Consider the following 16574-nt stretch of genomic DNA (forward strand, 5'->3'; position numbering starts at 1 on the left):
TCATTCAAACACTTAAGCAGAAAAAAGCCCTTCTCATCAGATGGGAAGGACTTAGCAATGTGCGATCTATAAAAATAAGAACGAAGAATGAGAAAAGTGCATATGATCTATGTAATCGCAAGATTGATCAGCAAAGATGTTTTGTCAAAATGGCTTGCACATCACTCAAATCCGTCTCTTTGGAAAAGTCGAGTTCAAATACTTTTGAGCTTGTGACAAGCAGCATACCTGTGTCCTGATCAAACACGCCAGCTTCTTGTATGGCAAAACTTTCAATTGATCGATACGGCAAGGAGACCCTGACTTTCTTCTTAGAAAATACGCGGTTATCGCCAAAGATCAGTCGTTTATTGGTAAAGCAAATTTGGTCGTGACGCAGTCTGTAAACAGCCTCAATTCTTTCCCCTTCAATCAATAAGGATTCGAATTTCTTATCATTTTGTTTACTGACAGAAAAAATACCCACGTAAACCCCCTCTTCCTGCATCAAATTCCTTTATGACAAAACGGCCACACGGCTCTGTGGGTACGTTTTATTCTCACTTATAGAATACGCTATAAATGGTTGTTATTCCATTACGAATAGATTAAATTTCATTTAACTTTTTCTTTTTGATCCGATGCTCTTTCCTCTACTTATTTAGACAGTTAAACCAGGAAAAAAGTTTCAGTTCTTTTCGAGAAAAATGCTGAATCATTCCAATAAAAAAACAGTGATTATGCCAAATCACTGTTTTTAAATAACTATTCGTCTTTTGGTGTATCAATCGTTCCCTCGGCATACACATCAGAAATCTGTTCAAGCGTAATCGCCATATCAGCGTCCTCGTGTTCATGCCATGCATTTTGATTTTTCTGCTCGTCATTTTGCTGCTTTTTCATCATCATCACCCTTTACTGTTTTTCTTAGTATGAGTGATGACCCTCAAAATCATTCAGCTGAAATATCTTCGAAATACTCCTTGTAATACCCGCCTACTTTTCCCGTATTGTCTACGACAAACAGGAATTCTTCTGTTTCATTTTTCACTTCATATGTGCTTCCAACCGTTAATGCCCGGTCGACCATATATTTTTTCGCATTTGTATGTACACATTTTACTTGTTTTAACGTTTGAGCCGTTTGCCAGTTTTGATGGATCATGATTTAAAAACTCCTTTTTTCATCTATACATTTATTGTAGCCAAATTTTCGCGAAATGCAATGAGTGTTATGGATTGCTTTCAAACAGGTCGTGTAATATGATAATTGTATACGTTTACATCTTTGTGCGTATACAATTTAAGTTGCATGTCCGCTTTTCCCACCTAGAACTCGCAGAAAACAATCCATATCTTTAAGGAGGTTTGTTTATTTATGAGCTCTACAACACTTCAAATTAGTTCAAAACTCGAATCTTTTCTCCAAGGGACGAAAAAACTCTACATTAATGGTCAGTTTGTCACAAGTCACGATAACAAAACCTTTGCTACTCCTAACCCAGCCACAGGCGAAACCCTTATTGATGTTTATGAAGCAGGTGCAAAAGATATTGATGAGGCCGTAAAAGCTGCAAAAAAAGCCTTTCATGGTCCTTGGCGCTCAATGTCTGCCGCTGAACGCGCCCGCCTCATGTTCAAGCTTGCTGATTTAATGGAGGAAAATCAGGAAGAGCTTGCCCAGCTAGAAACTTTAGATAACGGAAAACCAATTAATGAAACAACAAATGCAGATATCCCCCTCGCTATTGAGCACATGCGCTATTATGCGGGCTGGACGACAAAAATGAATGGACAAACCATTCCTGTCAGTCAAGGATATTTTAATTATACCCGCCATGAGCCGGTTGGGGTTGTAGGACAAATCATCCCATGGAACTTCCCGCTGCTCATGGCTATGTGGAAAATGGGCGCCGCACTTGCAACAGGGTGCACCATCGTTTTAAAGCCAGCCGAACAAACTCCACTCTCTGCTCTTTACTTAGCAGAATTAGTGGACAAAGCCGGCTTCCCAGAAGGCGTGATTAACATCGTTCCTGGATTTGGCGAAACAGCCGGAGAAGCCTTAACTGATCATCATGACGTGAACAAGCTTGCCTTCACAGGGTCAACAAGTGTTGGGAAATTAATTATGGAGAAAGCTGCTAAAACCATTAAGAGAGTCACATTAGAGCTTGGCGGAAAATCACCGAATATTATTTTGCCAGATGCAGATTTAAAGAAAGCCATTCCAGGTGCTTTAAATGGCGTCATGTTTAACCAAGGCCAAGTATGCTGCGCAGGCTCCAGAGTCTTTGTTCACCGGAGCCAATATGATGAAGTGGTCGATCAAATGGCCAAATATGCAGGATCACTCAGACAAGGTGCTGGTCTTCATCAAGATACGCAAATTGGACCTCTTGTAAGTAAAGAACAGCACGAACGCGTGTTAGGCTATATTGAAAAAGGTAAATCTGAAGGGGCAACAGCCGTTGTCGGTGGCGATTGCCCTTATGAGGCTGGTTATTTTGTCTCCCCTACTATTTTTAAAGATGTAGAAGATGAAATGACCATTGCCAAAGAAGAAATCTTCGGACCTGTCTTATCTGCCATTCCTTACGATTCCATTGATGAAGTGGTCGAACGAGCCAACCAGTCTGAATATGGATTAGCAGCAGGACTTTGGACAGAAAACTTAAAGCATGCCCATGATATCGCTGCACGTCTTGAAGCAGGAACGATTTGGGTCAACTGCTATAATGTTTTTGATGCCGCTTCCCCGTTTGGCGGATATAAGCAATCAGGTCTTGGAAGAGAGATGGGATCATATGCCCTTAACAACTATACAGAAGTCAAAAGTGTATGGATTAATCTCCAAGACTAATGACGCCAAGAAAGCCGTGACCCTGTCATCGGCTCAGATCGTTGACAAAGTGCTAAAATGATTTTTATTTTAGCACTTTGTCTTCTTTTCAGCGTGATAGAAAACCTTTGCAGTCTAGGAAGGACAGCTACTTTTGCGGAGCGAATTGACATTCGTGAGCACCAGCGCGCAGACCTGACACCGAATGCGAGGGTTTGTCTACACGCTGAGCCGGTGACCCTGTCATCGGCTTTTTTTGTGTTTGCATGTGACAGGCCGGCTCCTGAATATAGTATGAAAGGAAAGGAGCATGGCCGCATATGCAAGATTTTAAATTGAAAGTAAACGAATTTATTGAAGAATTGCACATGCAAATGCAGCGAAGACAACGAGAAGATGGTGCCTTTGTTTTCTGCTTTGAAGGTCCTATGATGACAAATGCTTTTTTGATTATGCTGTTAAAGGCTGTCGGCGATTCGGATCAGGCTTTGGTTCATCAATTAGCAGAAGCGATACGCGAAAAACAAAATGAGGATGGGTCTTTTTCTTTGTATCATGATCAAACGGGACATGTAACAGCCACTGTGCAGGGCTATTGCGGAATGCTTGTTTCAGGCAGGTTTCAACAAGATGAGCCTCATATGGAAAAAGCAGCGCAATATATTCGATCAAAAGGCGGATTAAAGAACGTTCACTTTATGACAAAGTGGATGCTCGCCGTCAACGGCATGCACCCTTGGCCGTATTTCTATGCACCACTTTCCTTTTTACTCATCCCTACATACTTTCCGCTGCACTTCTATCATCTTAGTGCATATGCAAGAATTCACTTTGTGCCAATGATGATTGCACTCAACAAACGATATACCTCTCATGAGAAATTCCCAAGCCTAGCACACCTTGATGCAAACATGACTAAAAATCCATTTGACTGGTTTATGGCAAAAGAAGAACGTTCCACTCATCACTTTCTGACTTACATGCGATCGTATACAGCACTTGACAGCCGGCTGGACTTTTTCGGATATGAAGCAGCAAAGCGATATATGTTTGACCGCCTCGAAAAAGATGGCACACTATACAGCTATTTAAGTGCAAGTATTTTTATGGTCTATGCACTTATGAGTCTTGGGTACTCGCCGGGACATCATCTTATATTAAAAGCAATCAAAGGCATGAAAAAGCTAGTCACTGACTGTCAGGGCAGAATGTATGCAGAAAATTCCACATCCACAGTTTGGGATACAGCGCTTGTCAGTTATGCTTCTCAAAAAGCTGGCAAAAAACAAGAAGACCCAGTCATCACAAAGTCTTTCTCATATTTATTGAACCGTCAGCAAATGAAGAAAGCAGATTGGGCGATTCATAACCGGCATGCTGCTCCGGGAGGCTTTGGTTTTTCAGATATCAATACGAATAACCCTGATTGTGATGATACGCAAATTGTATTAAAAGCCATTCCGAAAACATACGCACCAGTTCAGTGGAAGCGAGGATTTCATTGGCTTCTTTCCATGCAAAACCGTGATGGCGGATTCTCTGCTTTTGAAAAAAATCAAGATCACTTCCTGCTTCGACATCTGCCGCTTGAATCTGCGGAGGATGCAGCAATTGATCCATCGACTCCCGATATTACAGGCCGTGTGCTTCATCTCATTGGTCTTGAAGAGAAAAACATGTCACCGCCTATTCAGAGGCAAAAAGATCATTGTGTCAAATGGCTCCTAGATCATCAAGAGAAAAATGGTTCATGGTTTGGCAGGTGGGGTGTTTGCTATATTTATGGAACGTGGGCAGCATTAACAGGTCTAAAAGCTGCCGGCATCCCCTCCACCCATCCTGCTGTCCAAAAAGCATGCCGATTTTTAAAGCAGATTCAACGAGAAGATGGCAGCTTCGGAGAATCGTGTAAAAGTGCAGAGATAAAAACGTATGTCCCTCTTCCGTTTGGCACAGTGGTTCAGACGGCTTGGGCAGCAGAGGCACTTTTACAATATGAGAAGCCAGATGACAAAACGATTTTAAAAGCCATCTCATTTTTGACCCATCATCAGCACACGAGTGAAGCCTTGCACTATCCAGTAGGCATTGGCCTGCCAAAGCAATTTTACATCACTTATCATAGCTACCCATTTGTCTTTCCGATGATGGCTTGTTCCACATTTTTAGAAGAAATGAGGCGTAAGAATGAATAAGGAAGAGTACCGTTTGCAGCTTAAAGAGTGGCTTAGCTCCATTCAACCCGCGATTCAAGATGACAACATCCGTCAGAAAGTAGACCATTTATGGTTTTCAATGGATGATGAACATTCCAGTGAACAAGAGTGGTACGAACTGGCAGAACGTATTGCTGAGGACATGAACCCACAAGAAGACATGCGAGAGGTAGCAGCTGGAAGTCACAAGTTACCTCCTCTCCCTTACCGGTATGATGCACTAGAACCGTTTATATCAAAAGAAATTATGTATTTGCATCACCAGAAGCATCATCAATCATATGTAGATGGTTTGAACCAAGCTGAGCTTGCATTAAAAAATGCAAGAAGAACCAATGATTTTAAAATGATCAAACATTGGGAACGGGAGCTTGCCTTCAATGGTGCGGGGCACTATTTACATTGTATTTTTTGGTTTTCCATGAGTCCTTCAGGAAAACGAAAGCCTACTGGACAAATGCTTCGTCTCATTGAACAATCGTTTGACAGCTATGATGCATTTAAATCTCAATTTTCAGCAGCGGCCAAACAAGTAGAGGGTGTTGGCTGGGCCATTCTCGTATGGGCGCCCAGATCTCAGCGATTAGAGATTTTACAAGCAGAACGCCATCAATTTTTGTCACAATGGGACGTGATCCCCCTTCTAGCCCTTGATGTATGGGAGCACGCCTACTACCTTCAATATCTGAATGAAAAAGCGAAATACGTAGATCGTTGGTGGAATGTAGTCGACTGGCGTGAGCCAGAAGCTAGGCTTAAGCAAGCACAGCAAGTGAGATGGACACCTTTTTAAAACGATGCTCCATATAGGCTAATGCTTATATGGGGTATTTTTAGTTTACATAATTTTATTATTAACACCTTTATAAAGAATGGGTTGTTTTTTCAGAAAATTCGTTTAAAATAGGAAAGATATGTGAGGAAAGTGAGATGAAGCAATGAATGAACATTCTTTTAACCATTAGTCAATTTGCAGGAAGAACCTTTGCAATCTGGGTCATTATCTTTGCATGTCTTGGATTTGCTTTTCCTGACGTATTTTCTCAGATTGGACCGTATATCCCTTTTTTACTAGGTGTCATTATGTTTGGGATGGGGCTTACGTTATCTGGTGAAGATTTTAAGGAGCTTTTTCGTAAACCTCTCTATGTGTTAATTGGGGTTTTGGCGCAGTACACACTCATGCCGCTGATCGCCTTTTTATTAGCTTACGGATTACGGCTGCCGTCTGAAATTGCAGTAGGCGTTATTCTTGTGGGCTGCTGCCCAGGCGGTACAGCTTCCAATGTTATGACTTTCTTGGCAAAAGGCAATATGGCATTATCCGTAGCGGTCACAACGATATCGACCCTTCTTGCTCCCTTTTTAACGCCTCTCTTTATCTATATTTTTGCAAGATCATGGTTACCTGTATCACCGGAGGCATTATTTTTGTCGATTGTCCAAGTTGTACTTATTCCTATTATCTTAGGGGTTATCGTTAAGGTATTTTTCAAAAAACAAGTAAACTATGCAGTTCAAGCATTGCCGCTTGTATCTGTTGCTGGAATTGTGTTGATCATTGCAGCGGTTGTCAGTGCAAATAAAGAGCAGATTCTTCAAACTGGATTGCTGATATTTGCCGTTGTTATATTACATAATGCACTTGGTCTCTTATTTGGTTACCTGATCGCAAAGTGGTGCAGAATGGATATCCCTTCTCGTAGAGCGATCTCGATCGAAGTAGGCATGCAAAACTCCGGCCTCGGTGCAGCGCTAGCAACAGCACACTTCTCACCGCTCGCAGCCGTACCAAGTGCCATTTTTAGTGTGTGGCATAATTTATCTGGTTCCTGGCTTGCGACGTATTGGTCAAAACGAGGACAACATGACAGTGAAAAGAAAAAAAGCTAGCACCTTAACAGGTGCTAGTTTTTTATAATTGAAGATTATCCTTCAAGTAATAGCTGCTCAGGATCTTCAAGCAGATTTTTAATCGTAACGAGGAATCCAACTGCTTCTTTACCATCGACAATGCGGTGGTCATAAGAAAGAGCTAAATACATCATCGGACGGTTCTCAAAACGTTCTTCATCAATCGCTACCGGACGAAGCTGAATTTTATGCATCCCTAAAATTCCAACTTGCGGGCTGTTTAAAATCGGAGTTGAAAGCAGAGAACCAAATGTTCCGCCGTTTGTGATCGTGAATGATCCACCTTGTAACTCATTAAGAGACAATTTGTTATCTCTTGCTTTTTTCGCAAGATGACCAATTTCTTTTTCAATCCCCGCAAATGACAATCTGTCTGCATCACGGACAACCGGTACAACAAGTCCTTCGTTTGCAGCAACAGCGATGCCGATGTCATAGAATTTTTTCAAGACAAGCTCATCACCTTGAATTTCTGCGTTAAGCAGCGGATATTTCTTCAGTGCTGCTACAACTGCTTTTGTAAAGAAGGACATGAAGCCAAGCTTGACATCATTTTGTTCTAGGAAGGCATCTTTACGACGCTTTCTTAAATCCATTACCGCTGTCATATCGACTTCATTAAATGTCGTCAGCATCGCAGCCGTTTGTTGAACTTCAACTAAACGTTTTGCAATTGTTTGTCTGCGGCGTGACATTCTTTCACGTTCAATAGGCTTTCCTGGTTGTTCAGTTTGCACCGCAGCATTTGCTTTTGGCGCGGCTTTCGGTGCACTTGCAGGTGCTTCATTCTTTTGATAAGAAGCGACATCCTGCTTTCGTACCCTGCCCAGCGGATCTACGGTTGGAATCTCAGATAAGTCTAATCCCTTCTCTCTCGCTAATTTTCTAGCTGCAGGAGAAGCGATGGTTCTGCCATTACCAGCTTTCGGCTCTTCTTTCACTGCTTCTTCTTTTTGAGCAGCTGCCGGTTCTTCTTTCGAAGCTGGTGCAGAAGCTTGCTCAGGTGCTGGAGCTGCGGACTCGCTTCCGCCAGCTTCACCTGCTGCAATCGTTCCGATGACCTCTCCAACTTGTACAGTGTCACCAGAATCTTTCAGCACTTCTTTTAATACACCAGATTCTTCAGCAGTCAGTTCGACATTGACTTTATCTGTTTCAAGTTCTAGCAGGTACTCCCCCTGCTCCACATAATCGCCCGGCTGCTTTAGCCATTGAGCAATCGTTCCTTCCGAGATTGATTCCGCTAATTCAGGTACTTTAATTTCCGCCATTTTTCATTTCCCCCTTAGTTTTTGCGAGTCAAGCTATCAGATACAATTCGTTCTTGTTCTTTTTTATGCACAGTTGGATCACCCTCAGCCGTACTTGAACGTCTTCTTCGGCCGATGTAACGTACTTTTACTTTTTCAGGCGCAATTTCACGTAAATATGGCTCAATGTATCCCCAAGCTCCCATATTTTGTGGTTCTTCTTGCACCCATACGATTTCTTCTAAGTTTGTCAACTTTGTTAAAATTCCTTTAATATCTTTGGCTGGGAACGGATATAGCTGTTCCACTCTTGCAACGTGAAGCCAATCCTTCGGCTCTTCCATTTGAGTAAAACGATCACTAATATCAATGGATACCTTCCCGCTAGATAGCACGAGACGCGATACTTTTTCGTGATCATGTACAAGACCTGGCTGTTCAAGAACTGGACGGAACTGTCCATCTGTTAATTCTTGGACTTCAGACAATGTGTTCGGGTTACGAAGCAGACTCTTCGGTGTCATAATGACAAGCGGACGAATCTCTTCACGAAGCAGCATTTTCGCCTGTCTTCTAAGAATATGGAAATATTGCGCTGCACTTGTCAGGTTCGCAACTGTCCAGTTATTCTCAGCAGCTGATTGCAGGAAGCGCTCTGTTCTTCCACTTGAATGCTCAGGACCTTGTCCTTCATATCCATGCGGCAGCAACATGACTAAACCTGATTTTTGTCCCCATTTTGCACGGCCAGCTGAGATAAATTGATCGAAATACACTTGAGCCGCATTTGCGAAGTCTCCGAATTGAGCTTCCCAAATCACTAACGTTTCAGGAGAATAGACATTATAACCATATTCAAACCCGATGACTGAGCCTTCTGACAGTGGACTGTTATGAACTGTAAACGAAGCATTTGCATCACTTAGTTCATGAAGAGCAATAAATTCATCTCCCGTTTGACTGTCGTGAAGAACAAGGTTTCTTTGAGCAAAAGTACCACGCTCTGAATCCTGTCCGGTCATTCGAATTGGCGTACCGTCTTTTAATATAGATGCAAATGCGAGTGCTTCTCCAAGTGACCATTCTACTTTACGGTCATCTGTAAACACTTTTGCACGTTTTTCAAGGATCCGCTTCAGCTTACCAAATACTTGGAAATCATTCGGCCAGCTGATCAATTCTTCATTCAGCTTTCGCAATACATCAAATTCTACTGATGTATCCACTGCTGGGAAGCCGTTTGATACAGGCTCTGGCAGTTCGATTTCTTGAATCGTATGCTCTTTCTTTGAAGGCACCTTTTTATAAGCTTCTTCTATTTTTGCTGTCACAGCCTGCTCGATTTCTTCACGCTGCTCTTTTGTCAAAAGACCTTCTGAGACAAGTTTATCTGCAAAGATATTCTTGACCGTTTTGTGCTTTCTGACCGCATCGTACAGCATTGGCTGAGTTGTAGAAGGCTCATCCATTTCGTTATGACCGTATCTGCGGTAACCGATCAAGTCAATAAGGAAATCCTTCTTGAAGCGTTTGCGGTATTCTACTGCTAGCTGAACAGCCGCTAAACACGCTTCTGGATCATCTGCATTGACGTGAACAATAGGAATCTCAAATCCTTTTGCAAGGTCACTCGCATATTTCGTCGAGCGAGATTCATTGCTTTCCGTTGTAAACCCGATCATATTGTTGGCAATAATATGGATGGTGCCGCCCACTTGATAGCCTACAAGTTGGCTTAAATTTAATGTTTCTGCCACAATTCCTTCTCCAGGGAATGCTGCATCCCCATGAATTAAGATGGCTAACGCTTTTTCAACGTCTTGAACTGGATAGCCTTTTTGAGTACGTGATTCCTGAGCAGCACGCGTGCTTCCTTCAATGATTGGATCAATGAACTCCAAGTGGCTTGGGTTATTAGCAAGCGTGACTCTTGCACTCTTTGTATCTTCGTCTTTAATTTGACGGTCAGCTCCAAGATGGTACTTAACATCCCCTGTCCATCCGTAGCTGATGCCAATAGAGCCTTCTGATGGAACGAGCTCTTTATTTGGCGCATGCTGGAATTCTGAGAAAATGATCTCATATGGCTTTCCTAACACATGTGCTAATACATTTAAACGGCCTCTGTGTGCCATTCCAATGTTAATATTTGAAGTCCCTTGTGTAACAGACTCTGAAATAATTTCATCAAGTACTGGGACAAGTGCGTCTAAACCTTCTATAGAGAAGCGCTTTTGCCCAACAAATGTTTTATGAAGAAACTGCTCGAACTGCTCAACTTCTGTTAATCTCTTGAATACAGAAACTAGTTTATCTGCTGGTTTTTTCTTAAATAGTTCACCAGATTCGATTGATTTTGAAAGCCAGTTTCGCTCTTCGAAGTCATGCACGTGATCAAACTCAAATGAAATGGTACGTTTATACGTATTTCTCAAATGGTTAATGGCTTCTATGCCGTTTGAAATGTGTTTTGGTGCATCCGGACTAATAATAGAAATCGGAATATTCTTGACATCTTCTTCTGTTAAACCGTACTCCTTTAAAGGAAACAGCTCTTGTAATTCCTTTTCTTTGCGAAGAGGATTGACGGAAGCATTTAAATGGCCATACGTTCTGATGTCTTCTGCCAGTTTAACGACTGATGCTATCTTTTGGATTTGTTCAGAAGTAACTACGCTATTTTCTTTTTTCCCAATTTCCTCCTTCATTTCACTCGGTGGTGCACCAAGTTCATCAAATATGCCTCTTAGATCTTCATCAACACTAGTAGGATCCTGGACATACTGATCGTAGAGCTCGAGCACATAGCCGAGGTTCGGACCATGAAATTCTTCCCAACTCAACGGTTGTTTCACATCATTTTGAAACATTTTGAACACTACCCCCAACTTTGATCATCAAGTGATTGAACACTATCTCGATATAACTTCCAGAACACAATGACCAAATTTATGTAATAAAACGCTTCCAATAATATTCTACCACTGTTTTGGATTACTTTCTACATTCTTTGTTCAATTAAAGATAAAAAATTCACAGAAAAACAAAAAATTTAAATCATTCCGAAAAATAATTTGAAGAAAGGGGCAAAAGCTTATGCCCCAATGCTTTTATGCAGCAGTTTCTTCAGTAATGGATATAAAACATCTGGCAATGTATCGACATCTGGTACAAAAATGCTGAACTTGCCATACATATCTTGAATGGTTTTCATCTGTGCTTCTTCTATCGGCGAATTGGATAAAAACACATTGATCACCTCAATGCCCTTTTTCCTCGCTTCAAGAACTGCTTCATGCGTATCGACAATCCCATTTTGTTCGTAGCTGAACGCAGCTGGTTCTCCGTCTGAAAAGACAATCAGAAACTTTTGTTCTTCTCTTCGTTTTAAAATCATCTTTGTCATTTGGCGGATCGCATAGCCATCCCGGTTATCCTCTTCTGGCTCAAGAGACATAATAGAAGGCCCTGCGTCAAATAGAGAATCTTTAAACGACACAACTGTGTTGAAGTAGTTTGGCTGACTCGTTTCTGTTGCATCGTTTGTATCTTCCCAAAACCCAACAATTTGATGTGGGACTTGCACGGATTTTAACGCTTCATGAAAGAGAACAATGCCCTTTTTCGTCTCATCCATCTTGTCAAACATACTCGCTGAACAGTCTACTAATAAGGTGAAAACAGCATCAATCTGAGAAGACGGTGCCTGTTTTTTATAGAAAAGACGCGGGTTAGACTCTGTAAAGTAGCGAATCAGCTTTTTACTGAGACGTCCTGCATGAAGGTCTGTTTTAGGCCATGATTTTTTATGTTCAAGTGTTTTTTGGATCATTTGTTTTAAGCGTTTCTGATAAGGCTCAATTTCCTTCGCATGCTGCTTGTATGCATCGATTTGTTCTGGCTTAGGAGGATCTGGTGAAATCATGACTGGAAACGCATATTTGTTTTCTTTTCCATTCTCATAACCATCTGACCCGCTTTCTTCACCTTCAGCCTCTTCCAGCGCTTCAAGCTTTGAATAATCTTTTCGGTGTGTTTGCTTTGCAGAGCCCTGGACAGTTCCGAGTGCCTGATCTCCGTCATCACCTTCTCTTGCCGCATCCTTACCAAGATCACTTTTACCGCCGTGCTCTAAATCAAATTGAAGGAAGCTTTTGGATGGCGCTTCGGTTTCTCGATGCCACACTTCCATATACTCTTGGTGAATGTCTTCATCGCCTTCTTTTTCACGGTCGACTTTAATGTCCTCACTTAATTTAGGTTTTCTTTTTAAATCATGGAACAGCGGTTCTTTTGCCGCTTGTTCATAGTCCAATTCAGGGAAGAAAAAGTACGTATTCAGCATATCCTTTTCAAGCAGTTCATCGAAGCCTTCCATCAATTCTTTGACAATAGCTGCGATGTCTGATGTTGAACCCGCATCATACACACGTTCAAGACTTGACTCAATAAACGGAATCATTGGGTTGATCTGCTCATGAAGAGGCGGAATCTCTTCGAGCGGAGAATCAGCTGTCAGCTTCACATAAATCGCACAAAAGAGTGCATCTGTTAAAATACTTCGTTCTTGGTTAATCGTTAATTGTGTCTTAAAGTGACGCCGGTACAGCTCTCTTCTTCGTTTAAATACCTTTTTTGTTCCTGGGCGGTCATGTTTAATCCGCTCTTCAATCCGGATATCTTCAAACAGCATAAACAATTGTTTACATACATCAGGAATGGATAATGTATGAGCAAAGCGAATGATCTCCTGAAATACCGTAAGATCACTATAAACCGTGCCTACTGCACGAAGGAACACATCACTTTTCAGCCCTGCTAGCATATCTTCTTGTTTACGATCATCCCAAAAATGACTGATGAAAATTTTCTTTTCAAACGGTTCATAGTAGGACTGTACACCGTATTCAAGCTCGACATCATCACTTTTTGCTAACGTTTTGGCTAAATCCGTTAATTCCATAAATAAAAATGAATCGATTCTGCTGTCATTAAATTTAATGAATTTCAAAAGTCAGAACCTCACTCGAATAATGTTTGAGCGATATTTCTTACCGCTGCTTTTTCCCGGTCATCTTCCAGCTTTTCAACAATGCCTCGTTCAACGGCACGAAGCGGCGGGATGTACTGCGCAAGATCACAAGTATCTAGGAGTGCACGGATGGATGCTGCTTCTTCACTCACCTGTCCGTTATGAGCTTGTGTAATGAGGTCTGATGAGAGCTGAACGAATTGATCAATTAACCGCTCATCCTTTAAAACAGATTGAGATTGCAGTACATCTTTCAGGATACCGCCGCCGATATATGGAACGTCAATGACAACAAAACGGTTTTTTAACGCTTCATTTAGAGGTACTGTGCCGACATATCCTTCATTGATTGCCGCAATGACGCCAAAGCCTTCTTCTGCTCGAACAACCTCACCTGTAAATGGGTTTGTCATCATTTTTCTGTAGTCGAGTACACCATTTAAAATAGGAAGTGTTTCTGGCTTCGCCATGTTGATTTCATCAATATATAAAAGATGGCCTTTTTTCATTGCTTTTGTCACAGGCCCTTCAATGAATTCAATCGAAGCCACCTGACCATCATTGTGAATGGTTTTATAGCCAATCAAGCTTTCAGCATCAAGATCAACCGAGCAGTTCACACTGTGCATCGGCTGCTGAAAGAAAGCGGATAATGTTTCTGCTAGTTTTGTTTTACCTGAGCCGGTCGGCCCCTTTAAAAGAACGTTTTTTCCTAGTGCTAATGCAATCATGGCATCTTGAATGATAGAAGTATCCTGTGATTCATAGCCGCCTGTTCCAATAAGTGGACGAAATTCTTCTTCCAGCACTTTTGCTTTTGCTTCAATCATTTCTTGAATTTCTTCTGGGAGTGATTGTTCGTTAAACATGTATGATTAATTCCTCTCTTCGATCATTTTCCTCACCAAGTATACTAAAAAAACCTTTATGCACTCAATACATAAAGGTTAGACTTCTGTTATTTTACCATTTCTTTTGTGATCGATCCGCAAGCAATGCGTTTCCCTGAATTTCCAGAAGGGTTACTTAAATAATCATCTGCTTCTGCATGAATGATAAAGCTTCGCCCATTTTGATCGATTAATTGATTCGGGCCTCCCTTTAACGTCACATCCGGTACGTTCACAACCACATCAATTTGTCCATCTGCTCCTACCTCTAAATTAGGCATATCTCCAGCATGGTGCCCCTTTGGATTGTCAAAACCATGCTCTCTATGGGTTGGATTAAAGTGAGCTCCTGCCGTTTCAAAATCTGGCGTTTCACATATTCCTGTTTCATGAATGTGAAAACCGTGAGGACCTGGCGGCAGCCCTTTCGCTTTCACATGCAGATCCAGCCCATTTTCTGAGGACTCTCTTATTTCAATGCTTCCTATTTTTTGCCCGCTTGCGTTTATGAGTGACGTCGTGACTGGTGCTTGTTTAGGTGCTGAAACTTCGCTTGTTTCTTCTGTCGTTTCTTTTTTCGGCGGTGCATGACATGCTGATGCGGTAAAGATCAAACATATCATGATCATCCACACTGACTTTTTCATTTATGACTGCCCCCTTTTGTTATCAGTATGGACAATCACAGCAGCGGGCAAACAAAAAAAGCCGAAAATCGGCTTTTTTTAGAAGAAACGTTTTGCACCTAAGTAGGCTTTTTTCCAATATGGGTTACTTAAGTTCGAAATTCCTACTCCATTGTCACTTGCATGAAGGAAATCTCCTCCGCCAAGGTATAGTCCCATATGAGAAGGGCCTGCTTTGTACGTTGTAAAATAAACAAAATCTCCAACTTGTGGTGTGCTTACAGGAGTCATCATATTCCAGTAGCCAGCTGTGCTTAATCTGGATACAGATGAAACCTTGTTAATGAGATAGTAAACAAAGCCGCTGCAGTCAAATCCTGCTGGTGTATTACCGCCCCATCTGTAAGGAACCCCTGTCAGCTTTTTCCCCTCTTGAATCATTGTCGTGATCTTTGCATTCATTGGTACATCATTTTTGTTATTGTCGACTGGCTTTGTTGAACCGTTAGACGTAGAGCCATTCGATCCAGTTGAGCCGGAAGCTGCACCATTAATTTTTAATACTTGTCCAATTCTAAGCACATCACTTTTCAAGCTGTTGGCTGTGCGGATGGATTGAACCTGTACTTTGAATTGATTCGCAATTTTCCATAACGAATCGCCTGATTTTACAGTATAAGAGGTTGTTTTCCCGCTAGAAGACTGGTTACTATTTGAATTGCTTGGTTTAGTAGGTTTTGACTGACTTGGTTTTGATGCAGCCGTCCCTTTTACTTTCAATACTTGATTCGGATAAATCATATCAGATTTTAATCCGTTCAATGTTTTGATTTCACCAATCGACATATTTAGCGAATTCGCAATTTTCCAAAGAGAATCCCCTAATTTGACCTTGTATGTACTTGAAGACGATGAACTATTTGAGTTCGTTGTTTTATTGCTTGAGCTGGAGTTTGAAGATGAGTTTGAATTTGATGACTGGCTTCCGCTCGTCTTCGTGCTGCCAGATACCTTTAGCTTTTGACCAGGACGAATCAAGTCGCTGTTTAAGCTGTTTAGGCTTTTTAAGCTCGCAACTGACATTTTATGATTTTTTGCAATCAGCCATAAAGAATCTCCAAGCTTTACAGTGTAGCTGGAAGTCGTTGAAGCACTTGATTTCTTCGTTGCTTTTGATCCTGTTGATGAACTGGATTTCTTGCTTTTTTCGCCAGGAATTTTCAAGCTTTGTCCTGCAAAAATCATTGTCGTTTTTAATTGATTAAGAGATTGAAGCTCCGAAATACTTGTATTGTACTGTTCGGCAATCTTCCAAAGTGAGTCACCGCTTTTCACCTTGATCGTCTGTGCTTCTGCCGGTGCAGCAAACACAGCTGAGCCAGCGATCGCTGAAACTGTGAGGCCGGTTACTACTTTTTTCTTCATAAAGAAATCTCCGCCTTTCGTAATTTGGTCCATTAAGACTTATGTACTAGTTTCGAGTTTAGCATTTAATGGTTCTGCTTCTCTTGCACTATTTTATCTTTATTTCTATTATATTACTCGACATGAAGACGTTGGGCAATAACAAATAGGCTAAAGCAGCCAACTCAAAATGCTAAAAAACAAAGCCATATCGTTTCTATCGGCTGTTTGTTGTATTTATAAACATTTTTTAAGGAATTTTTAAGTTGACGTTTAGAAATTTGTCAAAACAAGCACACTGCTAGTTTCATAGTTCTATTCTACATGACAAATTTTTCTGTATCAAATGACTTTTTACTTAATTGGTCGATTTTTCTCCGCAAATAAAAAAGCATCCTTCCGAATGAAGAATGCAGCGTTC

Annotated in this window: 13 protein-coding genes; 4 read left to right on the forward strand and 9 right to left on the reverse strand. The window is 41.4% G+C overall.

All coding sequences use genetic code 11. The annotated features are described in order from the left end of the window. Positions 1-127 precede the first annotated feature (127 nt). From EV579_RS05580 to EV579_RS05590, 3 genes are all read right to left on the reverse strand, one after another. Positions 128-466, reverse strand: a complete 339-nt coding sequence (locus tag EV579_RS05580) for a PH domain-containing protein (RefSeq protein WP_024422682.1) — start codon at positions 464-466, stop codon at positions 128-130. 278 nt (positions 467-744) lie between these two features. Next, a complete protein-coding gene (locus tag EV579_RS05585; RefSeq protein ID WP_075611524.1) occupies positions 745-882 on the reverse strand; it encodes a DUF4025 domain-containing protein in 138 nt (45 codons plus the stop codon). A 49-nt stretch (positions 883-931) separates the two neighbouring features. Then, complete coding sequence (locus EV579_RS05590; protein ID WP_024422683.1) at positions 932-1144, reverse strand: DUF6501 family protein; 213 nt, start codon at positions 1142-1144, stop codon at positions 932-934. A gap of 213 nt (positions 1145-1357) precedes the next feature. On the opposite strand from EV579_RS05590, the gene EV579_RS05595 reads away from it, so the two are divergent. From EV579_RS05595 to EV579_RS05615, 4 genes are all read left to right on the forward strand, one after another. Then, the gene (locus tag EV579_RS05595; protein ID WP_133744115.1) at positions 1358-2842 is read left to right on the forward strand and encodes an aldehyde dehydrogenase family protein; all 1485 of its coding nucleotides are present in this window, start codon (positions 1358-1360) and stop codon (positions 2840-2842) included. A 299-nt stretch (positions 2843-3141) separates the two neighbouring features. Further along, positions 3142-5016: a terpene cyclase/mutase family protein gene (locus EV579_RS05605; RefSeq protein ID WP_133744116.1), complete on the forward strand. Its 1875-nt coding sequence runs from the start codon at positions 3142-3144 to the stop codon at positions 5014-5016. After that, positions 5009-5830, forward strand: coding sequence for a superoxide dismutase (locus tag EV579_RS05610; RefSeq protein ID WP_025093123.1), 822 nt, complete (start codon positions 5009-5011; stop codon positions 5828-5830). Before EV579_RS05605 ends, EV579_RS05610 begins: the two co-directional genes overlap by 8 nt. Positions 5831-5979: 149 nt before the next feature. Then, positions 5980-6930, forward strand: coding sequence for a bile acid:sodium symporter family protein (locus EV579_RS05615; protein ID WP_024422685.1), 951 nt, complete (start codon positions 5980-5982; stop codon positions 6928-6930). Between the two features lie 35 nt (positions 6931-6965). Here EV579_RS05615 and odhB read toward each other — a convergent pair whose 3' ends face one another. The 6 genes from odhB to EV579_RS05645 form a co-directional block, all read right to left on the reverse strand. Next, positions 6966-8222 (reverse strand): 2-oxoglutarate dehydrogenase complex dihydrolipoyllysine-residue succinyltransferase, encoded by a 1257-nt coding sequence (odhB, locus tag EV579_RS05620; RefSeq protein WP_024422686.1) that lies wholly within the window; start codon positions 8220-8222, stop codon positions 6966-6968. A gap of 14 nt (positions 8223-8236) precedes the next feature. Continuing rightward, complete coding sequence (sucA, locus tag EV579_RS05625; RefSeq protein ID WP_034280582.1) at positions 8237-11071, reverse strand: 2-oxoglutarate dehydrogenase E1 component; 2835 nt, start codon at positions 11069-11071, stop codon at positions 8237-8239. A 224-nt stretch (positions 11072-11295) separates the two neighbouring features. Beyond that, a complete protein-coding gene (locus EV579_RS05630) occupies positions 11296-13212 on the reverse strand; it encodes a vWA domain-containing protein (protein WP_133744117.1) in 1917 nt (638 codons plus the stop codon). Positions 13213-13223: 11 nt separating this feature from the next. Then, entirely contained in the window at positions 13224-14102 is an 879-nt protein-coding gene (locus EV579_RS05635; RefSeq protein ID WP_044332903.1) for an ATP-binding protein, read from the reverse strand. An 89-nt stretch (positions 14103-14191) separates the two neighbouring features. Beyond that, the gene (locus tag EV579_RS05640) at positions 14192-14770 is read right to left on the reverse strand and encodes a superoxide dismutase family protein (protein ID WP_122631000.1); all 579 of its coding nucleotides are present in this window, start codon (positions 14768-14770) and stop codon (positions 14192-14194) included. Between the two features lie 78 nt (positions 14771-14848). Then, a complete protein-coding gene (locus EV579_RS05645) occupies positions 14849-16174 on the reverse strand; it encodes a C40 family peptidase (RefSeq protein WP_133744118.1) in 1326 nt (441 codons plus the stop codon). Positions 16175-16574: the final 400 nt, after the last annotated feature.

Source organism: Bacillus sp. BK450 (assembly GCF_004364885.1).
GTDB lineage: Bacteria > Bacillota > Bacilli > Bacillales > Bacillaceae > Bacillus > Bacillus safensis.